This is a genomic window from Duganella sp. S19_KUP01_CR8 (genome assembly GCF_036688705.1).
Taxonomy (GTDB): Bacteria; Pseudomonadota; Gammaproteobacteria; order Burkholderiales; family Burkholderiaceae_D; genus Rugamonas.
Genome location: NZ_JAQQPR010000014.1, coordinates 72814 through 98725, shown reverse-complemented (window position 1 = coordinate 98725; position 25912 = coordinate 72814). Strand labels below are relative to the sequence as shown.

Sequence of the window (25912 nt, the reverse complement as noted above, 5' to 3'; positions counted from 1 at the left end):
CCATCTGAACTTTAGCAAATAAGGAAGAAAAATCATGGGTAGAATTATCGGTATCGATCTGGGAACCACGAATTCCTGCGTTTCCATCATGGAAAACGGTCAGCCAAAGGTAATCGAAAACGCCGAAGGCGCGCGCACGACGCCATCGATCATTGCTTACCAAGAAGATGGTGAAATCCTGGTCGGCGCGCCGGCGAAACGCCAGGCCGTGACCAATCCAAAGAACACGCTGTTCGCCGTCAAACGTCTGATCGGCCGCAAGTTCGACGAAAAAGAAGTGCAGAAGGACATCGGCCTGATGCCTTACTCGATCATGAAAGCCGACAACGGCGACGCATGGATCGGCGTGCGCGACAAGAAACTGGCTCCGCCGCAAATCTCGGCTGAAGTGCTGCGCAAGATGAAGAAAACGGCAGAAGACTACCTCGGTGAAGAAGTCACCGAAGCCGTCATCACCGTGCCTGCGTACTTCAACGACTCGCAGCGCCAGGCAACCAAGGATGCCGGCCGTATCGCGGGCCTGGACGTCAAGCGCATCATCAACGAACCAACCGCGGCCGCACTGGCTTTCGGCCTGGACAAGACCGAAAAGGGCGACCGCAAGATCGCCGTGTATGACTTGGGCGGCGGTACCTTCGACGTGTCGATCATCGAGATCGCCGACGTCGATGGCGAAAAACAATTCGAAGTGCTGTCGACCAACGGCGACACCTTCCTGGGCGGCGAAGACTTCGACCAGCGCATCATCGATTACATCATCGAAGAGTTCAAGAAGATCAACGGCCTGGACCTGAAAAAAGATCCGATCGCCCTGCAACGCATCAAGGCTTCGGCCGAGCGCGCAAAGATCGAACTGTCGTCGTCGCAGCAGACCGAAATCAACGAGCCGTACATCGCCATGGCGAACGGCGCGCCGGTCCACCTGACCCTGAAGATGACCCGCGCCAAGCTGGAATCGCTGGTCGAGGAACTGATCAACGCGACCATGGAACCATGCCGCATCGCGATCAAAGACGCCGGCGTCAAGGTTAGCGACATCGACGACATCATCCTGGTCGGCGGTATGACCCGCATGCCTAAGGTGCAGGAAAAAGTTAAAGAGTTCTTCGGCAAAGACCCACGCAAGGATGTGAACCCGGATGAAGCCGTCGCCGTTGGCGCCGCGATCCAGGGCTCGGTGCTGTCGGGCGAGCGCAAGGACTTGCTGCTGCTGGACGTGACGCCTCTGTCGCTGGGTATCGAAACCCTGGGCGGCGTGATGACCAAGATGATCCACAAGAACACCACGATTCCTACCAAGTTCTCGCAAGTGTTCTCGACCGCCGACGACAACCAGCCTGCGGTGACCATCAAGGTCTACCAGGGTGAGCGTGAAATCGCGGCCGGCAACAAGGGCCTGGGCGAATTCAATCTGGAAGGCATCCCGCCAGCATCGCGCGGCACGCCACAGATCGAAGTGACCTTCGACATCGACGCCAACGGCATTCTGCACGTCGGCGCGAAAGACAAGGCCACCGGCAAAGAAAACAAGATCACGATCAAGGCCAACTCCGGCCTGACCGAAGCTGAGATCCAGAAGATGGTGAAGGATGCTGAAGTCAACGCCGAAGAAGACAAGAAAGTGAAAGAGCTGGCCGAATCGCGCAACCAGGCCGACGCGCTGGTGCACTCGACCCGCAAATCGCTGACCGAATACGGCGACAAGCTGGAAGCCGGCGAGAAGGAAAAAATCGAAGCTGCGATCACCGACCTGGAAGGTTCGATCAAGGCCGGCGACAAGGCCGAGATCGACGCCAAAGTGGCATCGCTGTCGACCGCCTCGCAGAAGCTGGGCGAGAAGATGTACGCTGACATGCAGGCGCAGCAAGCTGCCGCCGGCGGCGGTGCTGAAGGCGGCGCCCAGCCAGGCGCCGAGCAGGCCAAGCCGCAGGACGACGTGGTTGACGCCGACTTCAAAGAAGTCAAAGACAGCAAGTAATCGCCGGCGTCATTCCCGCGCAGGCGGGAATCCATACTGAGCATCCGCAGTCGCTCAGCATGGGTTCCCGCTTCCGCGGGAACGACAAGCCGAGCCGAGTCGTCGCCCCCGCGGCACCGGCTCGGCTTTTTAGCATAAACAGTACATCAGTATTCAATACAGCAAGGTGCCGACAATATGGCAAAGCGAGATTTCTACGAGACACTTGGTGTCGCCAAAAACGCGTCGGAAGACGAGATCAAGAAGTCGTATCGCAAACTGGCGATGAAATACCATCCGGACCGCAATCCGGATAGCAAAGAGTCGGAAGAAAAATTCAAGGAAGTCAAAGAAGCCTACGAGATGCTGACCAATCCGGAGAAGCGTGAAGCGTATGACCGTTACGGTCACGCCGGCGTCGATCCGAACATGGGTGGCGGCGGTGGCTTCGGCGGCGGCGCCGGCGGTTTCGGCGATGCCTTCGGCGACATCTTCGGCGACATCTTCGGCGGTGGCGGCCGTGGCCGCAGCCAGGGCCCGCAAGTATATCGCGGCGCTGATTTGCGCTATAACCTCGAAATTACGCTGGAGCAGGCCGCACACGGTTTCGACACCACAATTCGTGTACCATCCTGGGACAAGTGCGACACCTGCCACGGTTCGGGCGCCAAGCCTGGCACCTCGCCGGTCACGTGCTCGACCTGCGCCGGCCACGGCCAGGTGCGCATGCAGCAGGGCTTCTTCAGCATCCAGCAGACCTGCCCGAAATGCCACGGCACCGGCAAGATCATCCCCGAGCCATGCGCTGCCTGCGCGGGCCAGGGCCGCATCAAGCGCAACAAGACGCTGGAAGTGAAGATCCCGGTCGGCATCGACAACGGCATGCGTATCCGCTCGTCCGGCAACGGCGAACCGGGCACCAACGGCGGACCGTCGGGCGATTTGTATGTGGAAATCCACATCAAGCCGCACTCGGTGTTCCAGCGCGAAGGCGACGACCTGCATTGCGAAATGCCGATCTCGTTCGCCAAGGCGGCTTTGGGCGGCGACATCGAGGTTCCGACATTGTCTGGTAAAGTGTCGTTCACGATCCCTGAAGGCACCCAGTCGGGCAAGACCTTCCGCCTCAAGGGCAAGGGCATCAAGGGCGTGCGTTCCGGCTTCGCGGGCGACTTGTTCTGCCACGTGGCGGTCGAGACCCCGGTCAAGCTGACCGAGAAGCAGAAGGACATGCTGCGCGACTTCGAGAAGTTGACCACCGAAGGCGGCTCCAAGCACAGCCCGCAAAGCAAGACCTGGCGCGACAAGGTGAAGGACTTTTTTGAGTAAAGGTTTCGAGTAACTGCGATGTCATGCAGTCTTGGTAATATCGGACCGCCGCGCCACCCTTTTCGGGTTGGACCGGCGGTCTTCTTATGTACGAGAGGAGCATCATGAGTGATCTGGACAACAGCAATTCCCCGTTGCGCGACCTGCTGGACAACAACCGCCGCTGGGCCGAATCGGAAGTCGAGCGCGACCCCGACTTCTTCAACCGCCTGGCGCAGCAAGCTTCGCCGGAATACCTGTGGATAGGCTGCTCGGACAGCCGCGTGCCGGCGAATGAGCTGCTGGGCCTGGCGCCGGGCGACGTCTTCGTCCACCGCAACATCGCCAACGTGGTGGTGCACTCGGACTTGAACGCGCTGTCGGTGCTGCAGTTCGCGATCGATGTGTTGAAGGTCAAGCACGTGATCATCGTCGGCCACTACGGCTGCAAGGGCGTGCACGCGGCAATGACCGGCACCCGCGTCGGCCTGGCCGACAACTGGCTGCGCCACGTGCAGGACGTGCACCAGAAGCATGAGCGCTACCTCGGCGACGTGCTGACCAGCAAGCTGCGCGCGGAACGCATGTGCGAGCTGAACGTGGTCGAGCAGGTGTCCAACGTCTGCCAGACCACCATCGTGCAGGACGCATGGGACCGCGGCCAGAACGTCACGGTGCACGGCTGGGTCTACGGCCTGAAGGACGGCAAACTGCACGACCTGGAGATGACCGTCACCGCCGCCCACGAACTGGCGCCGCGCGTGGCCAAGCGTCTGAGCGAGTACGACGCCGAAGTCGGCTGATTCCCAGCGCGGCCCGTTGCTAAACGCTAGCGGCGGGCCGCTTCCGCTGGCACGACACCTGCCGTGTGCCGTAGAATGGATTGATTCTTGCTTGCTTAAGCGTCATGAACCAACTCCAATCTCCAGCATGACCATGAAACATTTACGCATTGTGGTCGTCAACACCATCATCCATGCCGGCGACGAGGATGACGCATCCCTGCTCGCGCAGGCCGAACGGGCGCGTGCGCTGCGCATCGGCCTGCTCGAAGCGGGCTACGACATCATCGCCTCGCTGCCGCCGGACATGTACCTGCCCGAGCGCATTGCCCAGCTGCAACCCGACATGATCATCGTCGACGCCGAATCCGATGCGCGCGATGTGCTGGAACATATCGTCATCGCCACCCGCGACGAGCGGCGCCCCATCGTCATGTTCACCGAGAGCGACGACACCGAGAGCATGGAAGCCGCCATGGCGGCCGGCGTATCGGCCTACATCGTGGCCGGCCTGCAGAGCGACCGCATCAAGCCGGTGCTGCAAGTGGCGCTGGCGCGCTTCAAGCGCGAGCAGAAGCTGCTGGACGAGCTGTCCGATACCAAGAGCAAACTGGCCGAACGCAAGATCATCGAACGCGCCAAGGGCCTGTTAATGGAACGCCAACGTTTCACCGAAGAGCAGGCGTTTCAAAAGCTGCGCAGCATGGCGATGAGCAAAAACCTCAAGCTGTCCGAAGTCGCCCAGCGTATCCTGGACGTAGAAGACCTGCTCGGCTAAATCCCGTCCAAAATGATGCACTGCGCAATAGCAGTGCGTTTTCTGCGCCATGGCATGGCGCTGCCATCCGCCCGATTCCCCCTTTCTCCCTCTAAAACTTGCTGGCACAGACATTGCATAGCCTGTAGGCAAGCGCAACGATGCGCTTGCTGTACCTCGCCAACGGCGGTGAGGTCCACCAGACAACGACGTCTACACTCATGAATCCGTTCATGTTGGGTAGACTTTTTTTTTGCCGTTTTGTCTTGCTGACTACATGAGGGATTTGCGATGGAATACAAAGAACCACAAGCAGGTAACAACCTGCCATCCGAAACTGTGAACACCAAGCGTCGGCAAATCATTCATGGCGCAGGCCTGGTAGCGGGGGGAAGCATGTTGGGATTGGCAACAGGTGGGGTGTGGGCGGCGGGTTCGGACAAGCCGGAGAAGGAAGAAATCAAGATCGGCTTCATTCCGCTGACCGACTGCGCGTCGGTGGTGATGGCCTCGGTGCTGGGCTTCGATAAAAAATACGGCGTCAAATTCGTGCTGAGCAAAGAGGCTTCCTGGGCCGGCGTGCGCGACAAGCTGGCCAACGGCGATCTGGACGCAGCCCATGTGCTGTATGGCCTGCTTTACGGCGTGCAGATGGGCATCGGCGGCCAGAAGAAAGACATGGCGGTGCTGATGGGCCTCAACAACAACGGCCAGGCCATCACGCTGTCGAAGAAGCTGGCCGACAAGGGCGCCGTCGACGGCGCGTCGCTGGCCAAGCTGATGCAGACCGACAAGCGCGAATACACCTTCGCCCAGACCTTCCCGACCGGCACCCACGCGATGTGGCTCTACTACTGGCTGGCCGCCAACGGCATCAACCCGATGAAGGACGCCAAGGTCATCACCGTGCCGCCGCCGCAGATGGTGGCCAATATGCGGGTCGGGAATATGGACGGCTTCTGCGTGGGCGAACCGTGGGGCCACCGCGCCATCATGGACGGCGTCGGCATCACCGCCACCACCACCCAGGACATCTGGAAGGACCACCCGGAAAAGGTACTCGGGTCGACGCTGGAATTCGCCAAGAAGAACCCGAACACCTGCCGCGCGATGATGGCCGCCATCCTCGACGCCGGCAAATGGATCGACGCCTCGCTGGCCAACAAGAACAAGATGGCCGAGGTCATCGCCGACAAATCCTACGTCAACACCAGCAAGGACGCGATCGACCAGCGCATCATGGGCCGCTACCAGAATGGCCTGGGCAAGACCTGGGACGACCAGAACTACATGAAGTTCTACAACGACGGCGCGGTCAACTTCCCGTATCTGTCGGACGGCATGTGGTTCATGACGCAGCACCGCCGCTGGGGTCTGTTGAAGGACGATCCGGATTACCTGGCCGTGGCCACCTCGGTCAACCAGATCGATTTGTACAAGGACGCGGCAACGATGACCAAGACGCCGGTGCCGAAAAGCCCGCTGCGCACCTCGAAGATGATGGATGGTTCCGTATGGGACGGCAAGAACCCGAAAGCGTTCGCCGCCTCGTTCAAGATCAAAGCCTGATAGGGGAATGCCATGAACGCCATGCTCAAACCCGATAGCGCCGAACCGGTAGCAGCTGCGCCAATCCGCCGTCCACGTCGTCCGTTGGCCGCCAATTCATCGGCGCGCGCGCGGCAGCAGGTATCGGCCAACGTGATGAAGATCGTCGCGCCGTTGCTGGGCGCCGCGCTGCTGGTGCTGGTCTGGCAGATCATCACCATCAAGAACGCCAGCTTCCCGACGCCGCTGGCGACCTTGCAGGAAGCGGTCAAGCTGTTCTCCGATCCGTTCTACAGCAAAAGCCCGAACGACCAGGGCATAGGCTGGAATATCCTGGCGTCCTTGCAGCGGGTGGCGGTGGGCTTCGGCCTGGCGGCGCTGGTGGGGATTCCGTTGGGCTTCCTGATCGGCCGCGTGCAGTTCATCGGCAGCATGTTCGGTCCGATTATCAGCCTGCTCAAGCCGGTGTCGCCGCTGGCCTGGCTGCCTATCGGCCTGCTGGTGTTCAAGTCCGCCAACCCTGCCGCCATCTGGTCGATCTTCATCTGCTCGATCTGGCCGATGATCATCAACACCGCCGTCGGCGTGCAGCGCGTGCCGCAGGATTACATGAACGTGGCCAAGGTGTTGAACCTGTCGGAGTGGAAGGTGCTGACCAAGATCCTGCTGCCGTCCGCGCTGCCCTACATCCTGACCGGCGTGCGGCTGTCGATCGGCACCGCGTGGCTGGTGATCGTCGCGGCGGAAATGCTGACCGGCGGCGTGGGCATCGGCTTCTGGGTGTGGGATGAGTGGAACAACCTGAATGTCCCGCACATCATCATCGCCATCGTCGCCATCGGCGTGGTCGGCTTGATGCTGGAGCAGGCACTGATGGCGCTGGCCCGCGCCTTCACCTACGAACAAGTATCCAACTAAAGGAACACGATCATGGACGAGCCAAAATTCATCGACATCGAAGGCGTGGAGATGGTGTTCCATACCCGGAAGGGCGTGTTCCACGCGCTGCGCGAAATCGACCTGACGGTGCGCAAGGGCGAATTCATCACGCTGATCGGCCATTCGGGTTGTGGTAAATCGACCTTGCTGAACCTGATCGCCGGCCTGCTCAAGCCCACGGACGGCGTGCTGTTGTGCGCCAACCGCGAGATCGCCGGGCCGTCGCCGGAGCGCTCGGTGGTGTTCCAGAACCATTCGTTGCTGCCTTGGTTGACCTGCTACGAAAACATCTACCTCGGCGTGGAGCGCGTGTTCGGCAAGACCGAAACGCGCAACCAGCTGCGCGAGCGCACCATGCAGGGGTTGGCGCTGGTCGGCCTGACGGCGGCGGAGTCCAAGCGTCCGCATGAAATATCGGGCGGCATGAAACAGCGTGTCGGCATCGCCCGCGCGCTGGCGATGGAGCCGAAAGTGCTGCTGATGGACGAACCCTTCGGCGCGCTCGATGCGCTGACCCGCGCGCACTTGCAGGACGAGCTGCTGAAGATCGTCGCCGCCACCAAGTCGACGGTGGTGATGGTCACGCACGATGTGGACGAGGCGGTGCTGCTGTCCGACCGCATCGTCATGATGACCAATGGCCCGGCCGCCACCATCGGCGAGATCGTCGACGTGCAGCTGGATCGTCCGCGCGACCGCGTGGCGCTGGCGCAGGATGCACGCTACACCGAGTACCGCACGGCGGTGCTGGAGTTCTTGTATCGCAAACAAGCGCATCCAGCCAAGGAAGCCGCTTGATGGATATGACCACGCCCCCCATGGCGCCGGAAGGCGCCGCCAAGAAGGCGTTGACCGGCGAAGTGTTCGGCGCCTTGATCAATCTGTCGGGCCGCCGCCGCTTCACGTCGCAGCGCATCGTGCTGTATGCGCTGTTGGCGTCGCAGGGACACGCGGATGGCGCGGCCACCGCGCAGGAAGCACTGGCGCTGTTTCGCGGCGCCCACAAGTCCCTGCTGGCGGAGAAGGATGGTTTGCCGGGCGTGTTCTGTCCCGAGCTGCACGAGGCCTATTTCGGCAAGCTCGATGGCGACCGCCAGATCACGCACTTTGCCGATCTGGGCGAACGCACCTTGAAGGCCATCGCACAGGGCTCCTCGCAGAGCGCGGAGCTGCTGGCGGAGCTGGTGGGCATCACCACGCCGACGCTGGCGATCCTCAACACGATCACCAGTATCTACGAAGAGCAGGCCAAGCTGAACGCGCGCCTGGTGCGCAAGCAGCTGCGCGGTGTGATCACCGATATCGATACGATCAACCGCCAGGCGCGCATGGTGGCCTTCAATGCGCGCATCGTCGCGGCGCGGGCGGGGCACGCCGGCAAGGAATTCTCGGTGGTGGCGGGCGTACTGTCCAACATCACCGGCGAGATTGATGAAATGGTCAGCGCAGCGCTGGCCGCCGCAGGTTAAGGAGAAGATGATGAGCAGCGTAACCCTGGTAGGAGCCGGCCCCGGCGATCCGGAACTGTTGACGTTAAAGGGCGTCCGCGCCATCGAGCGCGCCGACGTGGTGTTGATCGATGACCTGGTCAACCCCGAAATACTCAGCTTCGCGCCCTCGACGGCGCGCGTGATCCAGGTCGGCAAGCGTGGCGGCTGCGCGTCCACGCCGCAGGAATTCATCGAGCGGCTGATGATCGCCGAAGCGCGTGCGGGGCATCGTGTGGTGCGGCTCAAAGGCGGCGATCCTTATATGTTCGGCCGTGGCGGCGAGGAACGCGCATCCTTGCGCGCGCACGGCATCGAGGTAGACGTGGTTCCAGGCATCAGCAGCGGCCTGGCCGCGCCGACCAGCATCGGCATCCCGCTGACGCACCGCTCGTGGAGCCAGGGCGTGACCTTCGTCACCGGCCATGGCAAGGATGCGGAGTCGGAGCCGGAATGGAAAGCGCTGGCGCAGAGCGGCCTGACGCTGGTGATCTACATGGGCGTGGCGCGCGTGGATGCGATCCAGGCCGGCCTGCTGGCCGGCGGCGCTGCTGCCGATACGCCGGTGGCGGTGGTGCAATCGGCCACGCGCGACAACCAGCGTCAATTACTGACAACATTGAGCCAACTGCCACAAGCACTGCGCGACAGCGGCCTTGGCAGCCCAAGCATCATCGTCGTCGGCGACGTGGTGCGCTGCGCGGATGACTGGCAGGCCATCATCGAACCGGTTCGCGCCATTGCCTAACAAACAAGAGGGTCAAGTCTGACCCTCCCTTCTTTAATACGCACCGCCGGTGCGCACCGATAGCGTGCATCGTGCACCGCAACATAGCACGGCGCCAGTGCAAACCAGGCCCGCTGCGGCCTTCTCCCCCTGTAATCAGGCCTTTCACGGTCTGGCACGGCTCTTGCAATACAGAGGATAAGGGATCAACGGCGATCCCCCCGAATACAACCGCCGACCCAAAGACGGGGCGGCAGGACAACGGCGTCCGCCCAACCTGGTCTTAGGTGACCTTGGTTGCGCGGGCGCCTTTTTGTTTTCTGAACGGGATAAAAAATGGCCACCAAAGCTACCAGCATCAAGCTCTTTTCGATTTCAACGCCTCAGATGCGGGCGTTCCACTTGACCTGGATGGCGTTCTTCGTCTGCTTCTTCGCCTGGTTTGCCTGCGCACCGCTGATGCCGGTGATTAAAGGTGAATTTGGCCTGAGCGTCGCGCAGATCGCCAATATCAACATCGCCGCCGTGGCCATCACCATCCTCGTGCGGCTGGTGGTCGGCCCTCTGTGCGACCATTTCGGTCCGCGCAAAACCTATACGGGCTTGCTGCTGCTGGGTTCCATCCCGGTGATCGGCGTCGCCTTCGCGCAGAGCTACGAGAGCTTCCTGCTGTTCCGCCTTGGTATCGGCGCGGCCGGCGCCAGCTTCGTCATCACGCAGTACCACACCTCGGTGATGTTCGGGCCTAAGGTGGTGGGCACCGCCAACGCCGCAGCCGCTGGCTGGGGCAATGCCGGCGGCGGTGTGGCGCAAGCCGTGATGCCGCTGCTGATGACCGCCATGGTCATGCTGGGCGTGAGCGAAACCTACGGCTGGCGCGCTGCGCTGCTGGTGCCGGGCGTGCTGATGATCGTCATGGCCGGCGTCTACTACCGCTTCACGCAGGACTGCCCGCAAGGGAACTTCAGCGAACTGCGCGCAGCAGGCATCGCCATCGACGGCGGCGCAAAGAAAGGCGGCTGGGAGAGCTTCAAACTGGCCTCCGCCAACTACCGCGTATGGATGCTGTTCATCACCTACGGCGCCTGCTTCGGCATCGAGATCTTCATCCACAACATCGCCGCGGTCTACTACGTCGATCACTTCAAACTGACGCTGGCCCAAGCCGGCATGGCGGCAGGCAGCTTCGGCCTGCTGGCATTGTTCGCCCGTGCCCTGGGCGGCTGGGTGTCGGACAAATTCGCCGCCGCCGGCAACCTGAATAACCGCGTCACGCTGCTGTTCGTGCTGATGCTGGGCGAAGGCGCCGGCCTGCTGATGTTCGCCAACGCCGGCACCGCCGCACTGGCCATCGGCGCCATGCTGGTATTCGGCCTGTTCACCCACATGGCCTGCGGCGCGACTTACGCCATCGTGCCTTTCGTCGACAAGCGCGCCCTGGGCGGCGTGGCCGGCATCATCGGCGCGGGCGGTAACGTCGGCGCCGTGGCTGCGGGCTTCCTGATGAAGGGCCTGGGCAATGTGCAGCAAACCTTGAGCATACTCGGCATCGTCGTCGCCGCATCCGCGCTGTGCGCACTGGCGGCCCGCTTCAGCAGCAGCGCCGTCGAAGAAACCGCAACCGCAGCCAAGCTGGCAGCCTAAGAGGACATCATGAAGATTATCGTTATCGGCCATGGCATGGTTGGCCACAAATTCCTGGAGAGCCTGGCCAATAGCGGCGCCTCCCATCTGCAAGTGACGGTGCTGTGCGAAGAGCCGCGTCCCGCGTACGACCGCGTGCACCTGTCCGAGTTCTTCTCCGGTAAATCGGCGGAAGACCTGTCGCTGGTGAAGCCGGGCTTCTTCGACCGCGACGACATGGTGCTGCGCCTGAACACCCGCGCCACCGCGATCGACACCGCCGGCAAGACCGTCACCACCGCCGACGGCAATGTGCTCGGCTACGACAAGCTGGTGATCGCCACCGGTTCCTTCCCGTTCGTGCCGCCGCTGCCGGGCAAGGAGCGTAAGGACTGCTTCGTCTACCGCACCATCGAAGACCTGGAAGCGATGCTCGAATGCGGCAAGCGCTCCAAGACCGGTGTTGTCATCGGCGGCGGCCTGCTGGGCCTCGAATGCGCCAAGGCGCTGCGCGACATGAAGCTGGAAACCCACGTGGTCGAATTCTCGCCGCGTCTGATGGCGGTGCAGGTGGACGACGGCGGTGCCCGCGTGCTGCGCCGGAAAATCGAAGAACTGGGCGTGACCGTCCACACGGGTAAGAACACCACCGCCATCGTCGACGGCGTCGATGGCACGCACCGCATGGAGTTCGCCGACGGCGGCCACCTGGATGCGGACATGATCGTTTTCTCCGCCGGCATCCGCCCGCGCGACATGCTGGCGCGCGAGAGCGGCCTGACCATCGGCCCACGCGGCGGCATCGAGATCAACAACAACTGCGTCACCTCCGACCCGGACGTCTACGCCATCGGCGAATGCGCGCTGTGGGGCGGCTTGATCTTCGGCCTGGTGGCGCCGGGCTACGAGATGGCGCGTGTCGCGGCCAAGCACATGCTGGGTGAAGCGGCGGAATTCGCCGGCGCCGACATGAGCACCAAGCTGAAACTGATGGGCGTGGACGTGGCCAGTATCGGCGACCCGCACGGCAAGGTCGAAGGCAGCCGCTCCTACCAGTTCACCGACGAGCGCAAACAGATCTACAAGAAGATCGTGGTCTCCGACTGCGGCAAGTACCTGCTGGGCGGCGTGATGGTGGGCGACGCCAGCGAATACGGCACGCTGCTGCAAATGATGTTGAACAAAATCGAACTGCCGGAATCGCCGGAGTTCCTGATCCTGCCGCAATCGGACGGCGCGGCCAAGCCTGGCCTGGGTGTGGACGCGCTGCCGGAAGGCGCGCAGATCTGCTCCTGCAACGACGTATCGAAAGGCACGCTGTGCGCAGCGGTGGCCGGCGGCGCCACCACCATCGGCGAATTGAAGAGCTGCACCAACGCCGGCACCTCCTGCGGCGGTTGCGTGCCGCTGGTGACGCAGGTGATGAAGGCCGAGATGAAGAAGCTCGGCATGGCCGTCAACAACCACGTGTGCGAGCACTTCGCCTACTCGCGCCAGGAGCTGTTCCACCTGATCAAAGTCGGCCAGATCAAGAGCTTCGGCGACCTGCTGTCCAAGCACGGCAAGGGCCTCGGTTGCGACGTCTGCAAACCGCTGGCGGCCAGCATCCTGGCGTCGGTCTGGAACGACTTCGTGCTGAAGAAGGAACACGCCAGCCTGCAAGACACCAACGACTACTTCCTCGGCAATATCCAGAAGGACGGCACCTACTCGGTGGTGCCGCGCATGCCGGGCGGCGAAGTCACCGCCGACGGCCTGATCGCGGTTGGCACGGTCGCCAAGAAGTACGGCCTGTACACCAAGATCACCGGCGGCGCCCGTGTCGACATGTTCGGCGCCCGCGTCGAGCAGCTGCCGCTGATCTGGGAAGAGCTGATCGCCGCCGGTTTCGAATCCGGCCACGCCTACGGCAAGTCGCTGCGCACGGTGAAGTCGTGTGTCGGCTCGACCTGGTGCCGTTATGGCGTCGACGATTCCATCGGCCTGGCGATCGAACTGGAAAACCGCTACAAGGGCCTGCGCACGCCGCACAAGATCAAGTTCGGCGTCTCCGGCTGCACCCGCGAGTGCGCAGAGGCGCAGGGCAAGGACGTCGGCGTGATCGCCACCGAAAAAGGCTGGAACCTGTACGTGTGCGGCAACGGCGGCATGAAGCCGCGCCACGCCGAACTGCTGGCGACGGACCTGGACAAGGCCACGCTGGTCCAGTACATCGACCGCTTCCTGATGTTCTACACCCGCACCGGCGACCGCCTGCAGCGCACCAGCACCTGGCGCGAGAATCTGGAAGGCGGCCTGGATTATTTGAAGCAGGTCGTCGTCAACGACAAGCTGGGCATAGCCGCCGAGCTGGAAGCCGATATGCAGCACGTGGTCGACACTTATGCATGCGAGTGGAAGGAAGCCGTCGAGAATCCAGAAACCCGCAAGCGCTTCCGCCACTTCGTCAACAGCGAAAAGGGCGACGAGAACGTGTTGTTCATGGAAGAACGCGGACAGATTCGTCCGGCCACCGTGGAAGAGCGCAAGCGCGTGATTCCGATCGCAGTCAAGGCAGCTTGAGGAGAACTTTATGCATCGCGACATTCAAACCGATAACTGGATCGCCGTCTGCAACCTGGACGAGATCGTGCCCAACACCGGCGTGTGCGCCTTGTTGAACCAGCAGCAGGTCGCCGTGTTCCACGTGGACGACGGCAACCCGCGCGTGTTCGCCATCGATAACTACGACCCGAATTCCGAGGCCTCCGTGCTGTCGCGCGGCCTGGTGGGCAACCTGGGCGAACGCATCGTGGTCGCCTCGCCGATCTACAAGCAGCACTTCGACCTGCAAACGGGAGAGTGCCTGGAAGCGCCCGAGCACTCGGTCGGCATCTATCCCGCCCGTATCGACGGCGGCAAAGTTTGGGTAGGCCTGTGAAACCCTCGCTGGTCGTGATCGGCAACGGCATGGCCGGCATGCGTACGGTCGAGGAGCTGTACAAGCTGGCGCCGGACATGTACGACATCACCGTGTTCGGCGCCGAGCCGCACGGTAACTACAACCGCATCCTGCTGTCGCCTGTACTGGCGGGCGAAAAGAGCATGGAAGACATCATGCTCAACACGCGCGAATGGTACGTCCAGCATGGCATCACGCTGCACGCCGGCGATCCGGTCGAACATATCGACCGCCGCAAGCGCATCGTGCGCGCGCGCTCCGGACTGGAAGTGCGCTACGACCGCCTGTTGATCGCCACCGGTTCCAAGCCTTTCATCATTCCCGTGCCCGGCCACCAGCTGCCCGGCGTGCTGGCCTTCCGCGATATCCAGGACGTGGAGACCATGCTGGCGATGGCGCGCAATCACCGTCACGCGGTGGTGATCGGCGGCGGCCTGCTGGGGCTTGAGGCGGCCAACGGCCTGCAACGGCAAGGCATGTCGGTCACCGTGGTCCACGTGACCGACGCGCTGATGAACCAGCAGCTCGACAAGCCTGCCGCGCTGCTGCTGCAAAAGGCGCTGGAAGCCAAGGGCCTGAAATTCATGATGAACGCGCAGACCGCCGAAATCGTCGGCCCGGACCGCGTGCGCGCGGTACGCTTCAAGGACGACAGCGAGATCCCGGCCGACCTGGTGGTGATGACCGCCGGCGTGCGTCCAAACATCGACCTGGCCAAGTCGGCCGGCCTGCATTGCGAACGCGCCATCGTGGTGGACGACACGCTGCAAACCTACGATCCACGCGTGTACGCGGTGGGCGAGTGCGTGCAGCACCGCAGCGCGACCTTCGGCCTGGTGGCACCGATCTGGGACCAGGCGCGCGTTTGCGGCGCCCACCTGGCCGGCGCCGGCGTGCGCCGCTACGTGCAGCAGACATCGCCGACCCGCTTGAAAGTGACCGGCGTGGACCTGTATTCGGTTGGCGATTTTATCGGTGGCGAGGGCAGCGAGGACCTGGTGCTGCGCGATGCGCGGCGCGGCGTCTACAAGCGGCTGGTGTTGAGGGACGGGCGCGTGACCGGCGCCGTGCTATATGGCGATGTCAAGGATGGCCCGTGGTACTTCAACCTGATTCAAAACCGCACCGACATTACGCCGATCCGGCAAAACCTGTTGTTTGGCGAAGCGCTTTCCGCGCGCGCCGCATGATTTGAGCGAGAAGCATCTTGAACCTGTCCACTGACCATCTTGCAGTACGCACCACCTGCGCCTATTGCGGCGTCGGTTGCGGTGTGCAGGCCACGCCCAAGGCCGACGGCACGATCGCCATCGCCGGCGACAAGCTGCATCCTGCGAACAAGGGCCGCCTGTGTGTCAAAGGCTCGGCATTGGGCGAGACGACCGGCCTCGAAGGCCGCCTGCTGTATCCGCAGGTGCGCGACGCGGACGGCTTGCGCCGCGTGTCATGGGATGCCGCGCTGGACAAGGTCGCCGACGGCTGGCGCGCCATCATCGCCGAGCATGGCCCGGACGCGGTGGCGCTGTACGTCTCCGGCCAGCTGCTGACCGAGGACTACTACGTCGCCAACAAGCTGATGAAGGGCTACATCGGCAGCGCCAATATCGACACCAACTCGCGTCTGTGCATGTCGTCGGCGGTGGCCGGCTACAAACGCGCCTTCGGCGAAGACCTGGTGCCGCTGTGCTACGACGACCTGGAACTGGCCGACATGGTGGTGCTGGTCGGCTCCAACACCGCGTGGTGCCATCCCATCCTGTTCCAGCGCATCCTCAAGGCCAAGGAAAGCCGGCCGGAGATGAAGATCGTGGTCATCGATCCGCGCCGCACAGCCACCTGCGAGCTGGCCGACCTGCACCTGCCGGTCAAGGCGGGCACCGACGTGTGGCTGTTCAACGGCTTGCTGAGCTACCTGGCGCGCATCGGCGCGGTCGATCCGGCATTTGTCGCTCAGCACACCAATGGACTGGACGCGGCGCTGGAAACGGCAAACGTCGATTGCAACGATCCCGCCGCCGTGGCGAAGATCTGCCGCATCGAACTGCCGGTGCTGATGGAGTTCTACGAATCGTTCGCCTCCACGCGCAAGACCATCACCGCGTTCTCGATGGGCGTCAACCAGTCGTCGGCCGGTACCGACAAGGTCAACGCCATCATCAACTGCCACCTGATCGGCGGCCGTATCGGCAAGCCAGGCATGGGACCGTTTTCGATCACCGGTCAGCCTAACGCGATGGGCGGCCGCGAAGTGGGCGGCCTGGCCAACATGCTGGCCGCGCACATGGACCTGGACCGCGCCGACCACCGTGACGTGGTGCAAACCTTCTGGGACTCGCCGGCCATCGCCGCCAAGCCTGGCCTGAAGGCGGTCGACCTGTTCCAGGCGATTGAAGCGGGCAAGGTCAAGGCGGTATGGGTAATCGCCACCAATCCGCTGGTCAGCCTGCCGGATGCGGATCAAGCCCGCCGCGCGCTCGAGAAGTGCGAACTGGTGGTCGCCACCGACATCATGCAGAACACCGACACCAACGCCTACGCCGACGTGCTGCTGCCGGCGCTGGGCTGGGGCGAGAAAGACGGCACGGTCACCAATTCCGAGCGCCGCGTGTCGCGCCAGCGCGCCTTCCTGCAGGCGCCGGGCGAGGCGCTGCCGGACTGGAAGATCCTGTCGCTGTTCGCGCAGCGCATGGGCTTCGGCGGCTTCGATTTCTGCGGCCCCCAAGGCGTGTTCGACGAACATGCGCGCCTGAGCGGCTTCCGCAACGCCGTCGGCGACGTGCCGCGTGCCTTCGACATGTCCGGCCTGGCCGGCCTCAATCAGCGCGAATACGACGAACTGGAACCGACCCAATGGCCGGTGCGCCGCACCGCATCGGGCGAGTTGCAGGTCGAAGCGCGCCTGTTCAAGGACAACGTCTTTGCCCACGCCGACGGCAAGGCGCGCTTCATCGCCACCGCCACCCGCGCTCCGGCCAACGCCATTTGCGAAGACTTCCCGCTGACGCTTAACACCGGCCGCGTGCGCGACCAGTGGCACACCATGACGCGCACCGGAAAATCCGCCACGCTGGCCGACCACATCGCCGAATCCTTCGTCGACATCCACCCGCAGGACGCGCTGCTGCACGGCGTGCGCGAGGGCGAACTGGCGCGCGTCAGCTCCGCATGGGGCGCGATGGTGGCGCGCGTGCAGCACGGCGGCGGCATCCCGCGCGGCAGCGTGTTCATTCCCATCCACTGGTCGGGCCAGACCTCGTCCGATGCGCGCGTTGGCGCCCTGGTCAATCCGGTGGTCGACCCGGTGTCCGGCGAGCCGGAATTCAAGCACACGCCGGTGCGCATCGAGCAGTTCCGCGTGAACTGGCACGGCTTCATCCTGAGCCGCACCGAAATGAATCTCGACAGCGTGGCCCACTGGACCCGCATCCAGGGCCGCGAATTCGCCCGCTACGAGCTGGCCGGCCGCAATACGATCAAAGACTTCGGCGGCTGGGCGCGCGAGCTGCTGGGCGTGGCCGACCTGGACGCCGACTGGCTCGAATACGAAGACCGCACCGCCGGCGTGTACCGCGCCGTGCATGTGGTGAACGACCGCATCGAACAATGCATCTTCCTGTCGCCGCGCCAGGATATGCCGTCGCGCGCCTGGCTGGCCAGCCTGTTCGTCAAGGACCTGCTCAGTGAGATCGACCGTGTCGGCCTGCTGGTCGGCATGCCGGTCGAGAAGGGCGCCGATACCGGTCCTACCGTGTGTTCCTGCTTCGGCGTGGGCCGCAACACGATCTGCAACGCCATCATCGAAAAGGACCTGAAAACGGTGCCCGAAGTGACGGCCTGCCTGAAAGCGGGCGGCAATTGCGGCTCCTGCGTGCCGGAGATCAAAAAGATTCTTGTGCAAACCCGCGTGGAGGCAGAGGAAGAAAGGTTGTAAACATGGTAAATTAGACATATCGATCGCTTGATCATGACCACCGAGAGCGAACATGTCTATCCGTGAAAATTTCTCCGATGCCGATATGGACCAGTGGCTCAACGAGAACCGAGTCACTGAAATCGAATGCCTGGTGCCCGACTTGACGGGTGTGGCGCGCGGGAAGATCCTGCCGCGCGCCAAATTCACCCAGGAACGCGGCATGCGCATTCCCGAGGCGGTGCTGGGCATGACCGTCACCGGCAACTACCCGACCGAGAACGCGGCCTACGACCGCGCCATCTCCTCCACCGACCGCGACATGATCCTGCGCGCGGACCCCGGCAGCATCACCAAAGTCCCCTGGGCCATCGACCCCACCGCGCAGGTGATCCACGACTGCTACTTCGCCGACGGCACGCTGGTCGATTTCGCCCCGCGCTCGGTGCTGCGCCGGGTGCTCAAGCTGTATGCCGACAAAGGCTGGACGCCGGTGGTGGGGCCGGAGCTGGAGTTTTATCTGACCGAGAAGAACATCGATCCCGACCTGCCGCTGAAGGCGCCGGTGGGCCGCAGCGGCCGCGCCGAAACCAGCCGCCAGGTCTACAGCATCGACGCCGTCAACGAATTCGATCCGCTGTTCGAGGACATCTACGACTACTGCGCGTTGATGAACCTTGACGTCGACACGCTGATCCACGAAACCGGCGCCGGCCAGATGGGCCTCAACTTCCAGCACGGAGACGCGCTGGCGCTGGCCGACAACGTCTTCTACTTCAAGCGCACCTTGCGCGAGGCGGCGCTCAAGCACGATATGTACGCCACCTTCATGGCCAAGCCGATGGCGGGCGAGCCCGGATCGGCGATGCACGTGCACCAGAGCGTGAGCGACGCCGCGACCGGCCGCAATATCTTCAGCGCGGCGGACGGTTCGCCGTCGGCCCACTTCCGCCACTACATCGGCGGATTGCAGCGCTACACGCCGTCGGTGATGGCGATCATGGCGCCGTATGTGAATTCCTACCGCCGCATCGTGCGCCATACGGCCGCGCCGATCAACATCCAGTGGGGCATCGACAACCGCACCGTGGGCTTCCGTATTCCGATATCGGGCGTGGAGCAGCGCCGGGTGGAGAACCGCATCATCGGCGCCGACGCCAATCCCTATCTGGCGATGGCGGTGACGCTGGCCTGCGGCTATCTCGGCCTGGTGGACCAGCTGGAGCCGACCCCGATGACCACCGCCAGCGCCTACGGCCATTTGTTCGAGCTGCCGCAAGGGCTGCCGCAGGCGCTGGAGCTGCTGCGGCGCGAGGATCGGCTGCGCGATGTGCTGGGCGAGCGCTTCATCGACGTCTACACGGCGATCAAGGAACTGGAGCACCAGGAGTTCATGACCGTCATCAGCCCGTGGGAGCGGGAGCACCTGCTGTTGCATGTGTGATTTCGTCATTTATAATCACGGGTTCGACCAAGCGCGCGGCCTGCGGTCGGCCTAACTTTCACGGGTTTTCCCGTATATTATTAATATCATTTATATTTTAATAACATGACCCAAGAGCGAGAACCCTTCCTGCTGATCCGCAACCTGGTTAAGGAATTCGACGGCGTCCGCGCCGTCAACGATGTGTCGGTGGCGATCAACAAGGGCGAGATCTTTGCGCTGCTGGGGAGTTCCGGCTGCGGCAAGTCCACGCTGCTGCGCATGCTGGCCGGTTTCGAGACGCCGACCCAGGGCCAGATCACGCTGGGCGGCAAGGATATCGTCGGCGTGCCGCCGTACGAGCGCCCGATCAACATGATGTTCCAGTCCTATGCACTGTTCCCGCACCTGTCGGTATGGGACAACATCGCCTTCGGCCTGCGCCGCGACGGCCTGCCGAAGGACGAAATCGCCGCCCGCGTGGAGCAGATGCTGGCGCTGGTGCAGCTGACCGCCTACGGCAAACGCAAGCCGCACCAGCTGTCCGGCGGCCAGCAGCAGCGCGTGGCGCTGGCGCGCAGCCTGGCCAAGCGTCCGCAGTTGCTGCTGCTGGACGAGCCGCTGGGCGCCCTGGACAAGAAGCTGCGCGAACGCACGCAGATGGAACTGGTCGGCATCATCGAGGAAGTGGGCGTGACCTGCGTGATGGTCACCCACGACCAGGACGAAGCCATGAGCATGGCGACCCGCATCGCCGTGATGAGCGAAGGCCGCATCCTGCAGGTGGGCGCGCCGGGCGAAATCTACGAAACGCCGAACTGCCGCTTCGTCGCGGACTTCATCGGCAGCGTCAATATGTTCAACGGCAGCGTGACGGTCGATGAGCCGGACCACGTTATCGTCGACACGACGGAAGGCCGACACTACGTCACCCACGGCATTACCGGCACGGTGGGCATGCCGGTGTCGGTGGCGGTGCGTCCCGAGAAGATCGCCGTGCAGGCCGAGGCGCCGACCGCGGCGCAGCGCGCCAACGCCAGCGAGGACGGCTACAACTGCGTGCAGGGCGTGATCACGGCGATGGCCTACTTCGGCAACGAGACGCTGTACCACGTGCGCCTCGACAGCGGCATGGCGCTGAAGGTCTCGCGCACCAACGCGGCCCGCCATGACGACTCGGCGCTCAAGCGCGATCAGCGCGTCTACGCCTGGTGGGACGGCGCCGACGTCGTCGTGCTGACCAGCTAAGGCGGAGCGCAGCCATGAAATTTCTCAAGAATCTGCTGAGCGGGCGCTGGATCACCGGCCGCAACCTGGTGATCGGCGTGCCCTTCCTGTGGTTGACGGTGGCCTTCCTGGTGCCGTTCCTGATCGTGATGCGCATCAGCTTCACCGAGGCGGACACCGGCGGCAATCCCTTCGGCACCTTGATGACGATGGCCGACGGCGTCATCACGCTCAAGGTCAAGATCTCCAACTACCTGTTCATCGCGCAGGACGAGCTGTATGCGCTGACCTACCTGAACTCGATCAAGTTCGCCGCCATCACGGCCACGCTGTGCCTCATCATCGGCTACCCGTTCGCCTACTTCATGGCGCGCGCCAAGCCGACCGTGCGCCCGGTGCTGCTGATGCTGGTGATGATGCCGTTCTGGACCTCCTTCCTGCTGCGCATCTACGCCTGGAAGGGCATCCTGGCCAACAACGGCATCCTGAACCACTTCCTGATCAGCGTGGGCTTCATTACCGAGCCGCTGCACCTGATGAACACGCAGTTCTCGCTCATCATCGGCATGGTCTACGCCTACCTGCCGTTCATGATCCTGCCGCTGTACGCCAACCTGGTGAAGATGGACCTGCGCTTCCTGGAGGCCGCGGCCGACCTGGGCGCGACGCCGATGCAGGCGTTCTGGCGCATCACGGTGCCGCTGTCGAAGTCCGGCATCATCGCCGGCACCATGCTGGTGTTTATCCCGGCGGTGGGCGAGTACGTGATCCCGGAACTGCTGGGCGGCCCGGAAACGCTGATGATCGGCCGCCAGCTGTGGGACGAATTCTTCACCAATAACGACTGGCCGCTGGCGTCCTCGGTGACGGTGGTGGTGATCCTGCTGATCCTGGTGCCGATGGCGATCTTCAATAAATACAAGGCAGAGGAGGATCGCCCATGAAAGGACATTCCAATTTCGTGCAGCGTTGGTTCGGGCGCGGCTGGCTGTCGCTGGGCTATCTGTTCCTCTACCTGCCGATCGTGGTGCTGGTGGTGTTTTCGTTTAACAGCTCGCGCCAGGACATGGTGTGGAGCGGCTTCTCGACGCAGTGGTATGCGGCGCTGATGGAGGATACGGAGATCATCAGCGGTTTCGGGCTGTCGCTGCGCATCGCGCTGCTGACGGCTTGCAGCTCGGTGGTGCTGGGGACGTTTGCGGCGTTTGTGTTGAACCGCTACCAGCGCTTCGCCGGCCGCACGCTGTTCTCGGGCATGGTCAGCGCGCCGCTGGTGATGCCGGAGGTGATCATCGGCCTGTCGCTGCTGCTGATGCTGGTGTCGGTGCAGAAGGCGTTCGGCTTCCCGGAGCGCGGCCTGGTAACGATCTGGCTGGGCCACACCTTGCTGGGCATGGCCTATGCGGCGGTGGTGGTGCAGTCGCGCCTCCAGGAGATGAACAAGTCGCTGGAGGAAGCGGCGATGGATCTCGGTTGCCGTCCATACCAGGTGTTTTTCCTGGTGACGCTGCCGAACATCACGCAGGCGCTGGGTTCCGCGTGGCTGCTGACGTTCACGCTGTCGCTGGATGACGTGGTGCTGTCGGCCTTCCTGTCCGGCCCCGGCTCGTCGACGATGCCTATAGTGATCTTCTCGCGCGCGCGCCTGGGCCTGGACCCGCGCGTGAACGCGGTGGCGGCGTTGACCATTCTCGTGGTGTCGATCGGCGTGATCGCATCGAGCCTGTACATGGCCCGCAGCGAACGCCTGCGCCAGAAGCAGGTGGCCGCTGCGGCCAAGGGTTAATCGACGTAACCCTGTTTGTATTCCCACCAGGCGCAGGCGACGAAAATCGCCGCGCCGCACCACAGCACCGCCGGTAGCGCATTGATGCCGGCGGTCTGCATCAACAGACCTGTCACCAGCGGCCCGCCGCTGCTGGTGATGCCCCAGCTGGCATTGACCACGGCGCTGGCCGCGACCAGCGATTGCCCCTGGAAGCGCGCGCCGCACGCCACCAGCGACAGCATGTAGATCGCCCCCGCCACCGCCCCCAGCATCAGCAGCAGTATCCACCACAGCCACGGCGTACCCGCCGCGAACGGCAGCAGCGGCAGCAGCACGCATACCGCGATGCCGCAGCCAGTGTGCACGCGCCGGCGGCCCACATGGTCGGCCAGCCAGCCGAAGGCGAATTGCAGCGCGGTGTCGCCGACCAGCACCACGGTGGCCGACAACAGCGCCAGTTCGGTGAGCATGCCTTGGCGGATCGCGTACAAGGGCAGCAGGCTCAATGCCAGCGTGTCGAACAGCGCGAAGAAGGCCGCGCCGACCGCGATCATCGGCATGCGCGGCAGCACCGCGCGCCAGGAGACGTGCGGTTCGTCTTCCTCGACCTGGCCATCGTTGGAGATCAGCGCCATGCCGGGCAGGGCGAGCAGGAACAACGCGCCGCAGGCGGCGAACGGCCATGCGACCTTGCCTTCCAATCCCGCCACCAAGGCCGGGCCTATCAGCTGGAACAGCGTGAACGCGGTGGTGTACATGGCCACCACGCGGCCGCGCGAATTGACCGGCGCAAGATGGTTGACCCAAGCCTCGCCGATGGTGAACAACACACCCATGCAGGCGCCGAACACGAAGCGCAGCACACCCCACAGCAGCACGTTGTCGGTCGCTTCCATCAAGCCGGTGGACAGCGCGCCGATGGCGATGGCGGCTGTCATGCAGCCGCGCGGTCCGTGGCGAGCCACCCAGCGCGAGACGAAGGGCGTCGCCGCCAGGATGCCGAAGGCGCTGGCGGCGGTGATGATGCCGATGATGTCGGTGCCGATGCCGCGCTGGTCCAGCCGCAGCGCCGTCAGCGGAATGGTGGCGCCCAGTCCCAGGCCGACCACGCCGATGCTGCTGACCAGCGCGCAGAAGTCTCGCCAAGGCATGTGCTTCATGCTGGCACTCCGGTCTCGATCAGGTCCGCCAGGATGCGGCCGTAGTGGCTGATCTTCTCCGGCGTGCAGTAGGCGTAACCGACCAGCAGGCCGCGCCTGGTCGGCTGCGCGAGGTAGTAGGTTGAGAGGGCCTTGACGCGGATATCCGCTGCGGCAGCCGCTGCTTCCAGCGCCACGTCGTCGGCGTCGTCGGGCAACTGCACCACCAGATGCAGGCCGGATTCCTCACTGGAGATGGTCACCCTGCCGCGCAGCCGGGGCGAAAGCTGCTGCACCAGCGTGCGGCGCAGCAGCTCACGGCGGGCGCCGTAGGTCTGGCGTATCTTGCGGATGTGGGTGGTGAAGTGGCCCAGCGCGATAAAGTCCGCCAGCACCGCCTGCACCGTCAGTTGGCCGGGCCGCTGCAGGTCGTACAGCGCGCTCTTGAAACCATCGACCAGCGCCGGCGGCACCACCAGGTAGCCGACCTTGATGCCGGGGTAGAGCACCTTGGAGAAGGTGCCCATGTAGAGCACGCGGTCGTCGATGTCCAGTCCTTGCAGCGCCGCCAGCGGACGGCCGGTGTAGCGGAATTCGCTGTCGTAGTCGTCCTCCAGTATCCATGCGTCTTTGCGCACGGCGATGTCGAGCAGTTCGCGCCGACGGGCCAGGCTCATGACGGAGCCGGTTGGATACTGGTGCGACGGCGTGGCGTAGATCAGGCGCGGCTTGGTGGCCAGGTCCGATTCCTTCAGCACCATGCCGTCGTCGTCGACCGCGATCGGATGCAGCTTCAGTTCGCGCGACTGGAACACGCGGCGCGCGCCCCAGTAGCCGGGATCCTCGACCCAGGCGGTGTCGCCGGCATCGGCCAGCAGCTGCGCGCACAGGTCCAGCGATTGCTGCGTGCCGGCCGTGATCATCACCTGGTCCACCGTCACCTTCACGGAACGCGACAAGCGCAGGTACTCGGTGATGGCCTGGCGCAGTGGCAGGTGGCCGCCGGACTGGCCGTAGTCCAGCAGTTCGGTGCGCGCCTCGCGCCAGATGCGGTTTTGCAGCCGCTGCCAAAGCTTGAATGGGAAGGATGAGAAGTCGTCCTCGCCCGGCGCGAAAGGCTGGATCTCGAAGCGCGGACCGGCGGCAAAGCTGGTCAATTCGCGCCCCCGGCGGGACAGCCGCGCCGGGCGGCCCTGCGGCGATCCGCGCGGCGCAGGGCCGGAGCCGCGCATGCTGGCGCGTTGCGCCTGCAAGTCCGCCACGTAGGTGCCGCTACCCAGCTGGCTGGTGACATAGCCCTCGGCCGCCAACTGCTCGAACGCGGCGATCACCGTGTTGCGCGAGATGCCAAGGTCACGCGCCAGGTCGCGGCTGGACGGCAGTTTGCTGCCCGCGCCCAGCAACTGGCGGTGGATCGCGCTCTTGGCCGCTTCGTACAAACGGCGCTGCTGCGGCAGGCGCGGATGGAAGCCGGATTGCGCCAATGTCTGGGCTAGCAGATCGGAAGTTGGGGAGGGCGGATGCGGCATGGGATTCAAAGTGGTTCCATCAATTTTAAACAAGTGGCACTCACAATGATACCAAAATAGGCATATGATGAAGCCATGCACAGCCCAATTGTCATCGTTCCCGCCTGTGTGAACCAGATCGGCGCCCATGCCAATCACACAGCCCAATTCAAATATGTCGCCGCAGTGGCCGATGGGGCGGGCTGCACGCCGCTCATCATGCCCGCCCTGGGCGCGTCCACCAATTTTGAGACGCTGCTGGCGCTGGCCGACGGCGTCATGCTGACCGGTTCACCATCCAACGTGCATGCCAGCCTGTATGGGCATGAAGTGCTGGATCCCTCGCTGCCGCAGGACGCGGCGCGCGACGCCACCACGCTGCCTTTCATCCGGGCGGCGCTCAAGCGCGGCATACCGCTGCTGGCGATATGCCGCGGCTTCCAGGAAGTGAACGTGGCGCTGGGCGGTACGCTGCACCAGGCGGTGCACAACGTGGCTGGCATGGCCGACCACCGCGAGCGCAAGGACCAGCCGCTGGAGCAGCAATACGCTGCCTCGCACCGCGTGCGATTGGAGCCTGGCGGGCAACTGGCGCGCATATTGGGAGGCGCGTCCGACATCATGGTCAATTCGCTGCACGGCCAGGGCATCGCCCAACTGGCGCCATCGCTGGTCGCGGAAGCACGCGCCGACGACGGCCTAGTGGAAGCCTACCGCGTAGCAAACGCCAGTAGTTTCGCGCTCGCGGTACAGTGGCATCCAGAGTGGCGCCTGGCGGAGAATCCCGATTCCGTCAGATTATTCAAGGCCTTCGGCGAGGCCTGCCGCAACTATAAAAATCAACGCTAGAAAACAAAGAGAGAAAACC

General features: G+C 63.6%; 21 protein-coding genes. 19 read left to right on the top strand and 2 right to left on the bottom strand.

Features of this window, described 5'->3' with window-relative positions; translation table 11 throughout:
- Positions 1–34: 34 nt before the first annotated feature.
- The 18 genes from dnaK to V6M89_RS15580 all read left to right on the top strand — a co-directional run bounded on the left by dnaK (position 35) and on the right by V6M89_RS15580 (position 22415).
- Entirely contained in the window at positions 35–1978 is a 1944-nt protein-coding gene (gene dnaK, locus V6M89_RS15665; protein ID WP_332854026.1) for a molecular chaperone DnaK, read from the top strand.
- Between the two features lie 177 nt (positions 1979–2155).
- Positions 2156–3286 carry a molecular chaperone DnaJ gene (dnaJ, locus tag V6M89_RS15660; protein ID WP_166106693.1) on the top strand — a complete coding sequence of 377 codons (1131 nt, stop codon included), beginning with the start codon at positions 2156–2158 and terminating at the stop codon, positions 3284–3286.
- A gap of 104 nt (positions 3287–3390) precedes the next feature.
- Complete coding sequence (gene can / locus V6M89_RS15655; RefSeq protein ID WP_332854025.1) at positions 3391–4068, top strand: carbonate dehydratase; 678 nt, start codon at positions 3391–3393, stop codon at positions 4066–4068.
- 133 nt (positions 4069–4201) lie between these two features.
- On the top strand, positions 4202–4825 hold the full coding sequence (locus V6M89_RS15650) for an ANTAR domain-containing response regulator (protein ID WP_332854024.1): 624 nt from the start codon (positions 4202–4204) through the stop codon (positions 4823–4825).
- 270 nt (positions 4826–5095) lie between these two features.
- On the top strand, positions 5096–6373 hold the full coding sequence (locus V6M89_RS15645; protein WP_442881977.1) for a CmpA/NrtA family ABC transporter substrate-binding protein: 1278 nt from the start codon (positions 5096–5098) through the stop codon (positions 6371–6373).
- A gap of 12 nt (positions 6374–6385) precedes the next feature.
- A complete protein-coding gene (ntrB, locus tag V6M89_RS15640) occupies positions 6386–7270 on the top strand; it encodes a nitrate ABC transporter permease (protein ID WP_332854022.1) in 885 nt (294 codons plus the stop codon).
- A gap of 12 nt (positions 7271–7282) precedes the next feature.
- Complete coding sequence (locus V6M89_RS15635) at positions 7283–8089, top strand: ABC transporter ATP-binding protein (protein ID WP_332854021.1); 807 nt, start codon at positions 7283–7285, stop codon at positions 8087–8089.
- Positions 8089–8760 carry a type IV pili methyl-accepting chemotaxis transducer N-terminal domain-containing protein gene (locus V6M89_RS15630; RefSeq protein ID WP_332854020.1) on the top strand — a complete coding sequence of 224 codons (672 nt, stop codon included), beginning with the start codon at positions 8089–8091 and terminating at the stop codon, positions 8758–8760. Before V6M89_RS15635 ends, V6M89_RS15630 begins: the two co-directional genes overlap by 1 nt.
- 10 nt (positions 8761–8770) lie before the next feature.
- Positions 8771–9526 (top strand): uroporphyrinogen-III C-methyltransferase, encoded by a 756-nt coding sequence (gene cobA, locus V6M89_RS15625; protein ID WP_332854100.1) that lies wholly within the window; start codon positions 8771–8773, stop codon positions 9524–9526.
- A gap of 315 nt (positions 9527–9841) precedes the next feature.
- A complete protein-coding gene (locus V6M89_RS15620) occupies positions 9842–11149 on the top strand; it encodes an MFS transporter (RefSeq protein WP_332854019.1) in 1308 nt (435 codons plus the stop codon).
- 9 nt (positions 11150–11158) lie between these two features.
- The gene (gene nirB, locus V6M89_RS15615; protein ID WP_332854018.1) at positions 11159–13690 is read left to right on the top strand and encodes a nitrite reductase large subunit NirB; all 2532 of its coding nucleotides are present in this window, start codon (positions 11159–11161) and stop codon (positions 13688–13690) included.
- A 10-nt stretch (positions 13691–13700) separates the two neighbouring features.
- Positions 13701–14048, top strand: a complete 348-nt coding sequence (gene nirD, locus V6M89_RS15610) for a nitrite reductase small subunit NirD (protein WP_217944964.1) — start codon at positions 13701–13703, stop codon at positions 14046–14048.
- Positions 14045–15259, top strand: a complete 1215-nt coding sequence (locus tag V6M89_RS15605; protein ID WP_332854017.1) for an NAD(P)/FAD-dependent oxidoreductase — start codon at positions 14045–14047, stop codon at positions 15257–15259. The genes nirD and V6M89_RS15605 overlap by 4 nt, the downstream gene beginning before the upstream one ends.
- Before the next feature lie 17 nt (positions 15260–15276).
- On the top strand, positions 15277–18000 hold the full coding sequence (locus V6M89_RS15600; protein ID WP_332854016.1) for a molybdopterin-dependent oxidoreductase: 2724 nt from the start codon (positions 15277–15279) through the stop codon (positions 17998–18000).
- 52 nt (positions 18001–18052) lie between these two features.
- Positions 18053–19423 (top strand): glutamine synthetase family protein, encoded by a 1371-nt coding sequence (locus V6M89_RS15595; protein ID WP_332854015.1) that lies wholly within the window; start codon positions 18053–18055, stop codon positions 19421–19423.
- Between the two features lie 105 nt (positions 19424–19528).
- On the top strand, positions 19529–20650 hold the full coding sequence (locus V6M89_RS15590; RefSeq protein WP_332854014.1) for an ABC transporter ATP-binding protein: 1122 nt from the start codon (positions 19529–19531) through the stop codon (positions 20648–20650).
- Between the two features lie 14 nt (positions 20651–20664).
- Positions 20665–21573 carry an ABC transporter permease subunit gene (locus tag V6M89_RS15585; protein ID WP_332854013.1) on the top strand — a complete coding sequence of 303 codons (909 nt, stop codon included), beginning with the start codon at positions 20665–20667 and terminating at the stop codon, positions 21571–21573.
- Complete coding sequence (locus tag V6M89_RS15580) at positions 21570–22415, top strand: ABC transporter permease (RefSeq protein ID WP_116992094.1); 846 nt, start codon at positions 21570–21572, stop codon at positions 22413–22415. The genes V6M89_RS15585 and V6M89_RS15580 overlap by 4 nt, the downstream gene beginning before the upstream one ends.
- On the opposite strand, the gene V6M89_RS15575 is transcribed toward V6M89_RS15580, so the two are convergent.
- Complete coding sequence (locus V6M89_RS15575; RefSeq protein ID WP_332854012.1) at positions 22412–23557, bottom strand: MFS transporter; 1146 nt, start codon at positions 23555–23557, stop codon at positions 22412–22414. The genes V6M89_RS15580 and V6M89_RS15575 overlap by 4 nt on opposite strands.
- Entirely contained in the window at positions 23554–25065 is a 1512-nt protein-coding gene (gene pdxR / locus V6M89_RS15570; protein ID WP_332854011.1) for a MocR-like pyridoxine biosynthesis transcription factor PdxR, read from the bottom strand. Before pdxR ends, V6M89_RS15575 begins: the two co-directional genes overlap by 4 nt.
- A gap of 75 nt (positions 25066–25140) precedes the next feature.
- Between pdxR and V6M89_RS15565 the strand changes: the two genes are divergently transcribed.
- Positions 25141–25893 carry a gamma-glutamyl-gamma-aminobutyrate hydrolase family protein gene (locus V6M89_RS15565; protein WP_332854010.1) on the top strand — a complete coding sequence of 251 codons (753 nt, stop codon included), beginning with the start codon at positions 25141–25143 and terminating at the stop codon, positions 25891–25893.
- Positions 25894–25912 lie beyond the last annotated feature (19 nt).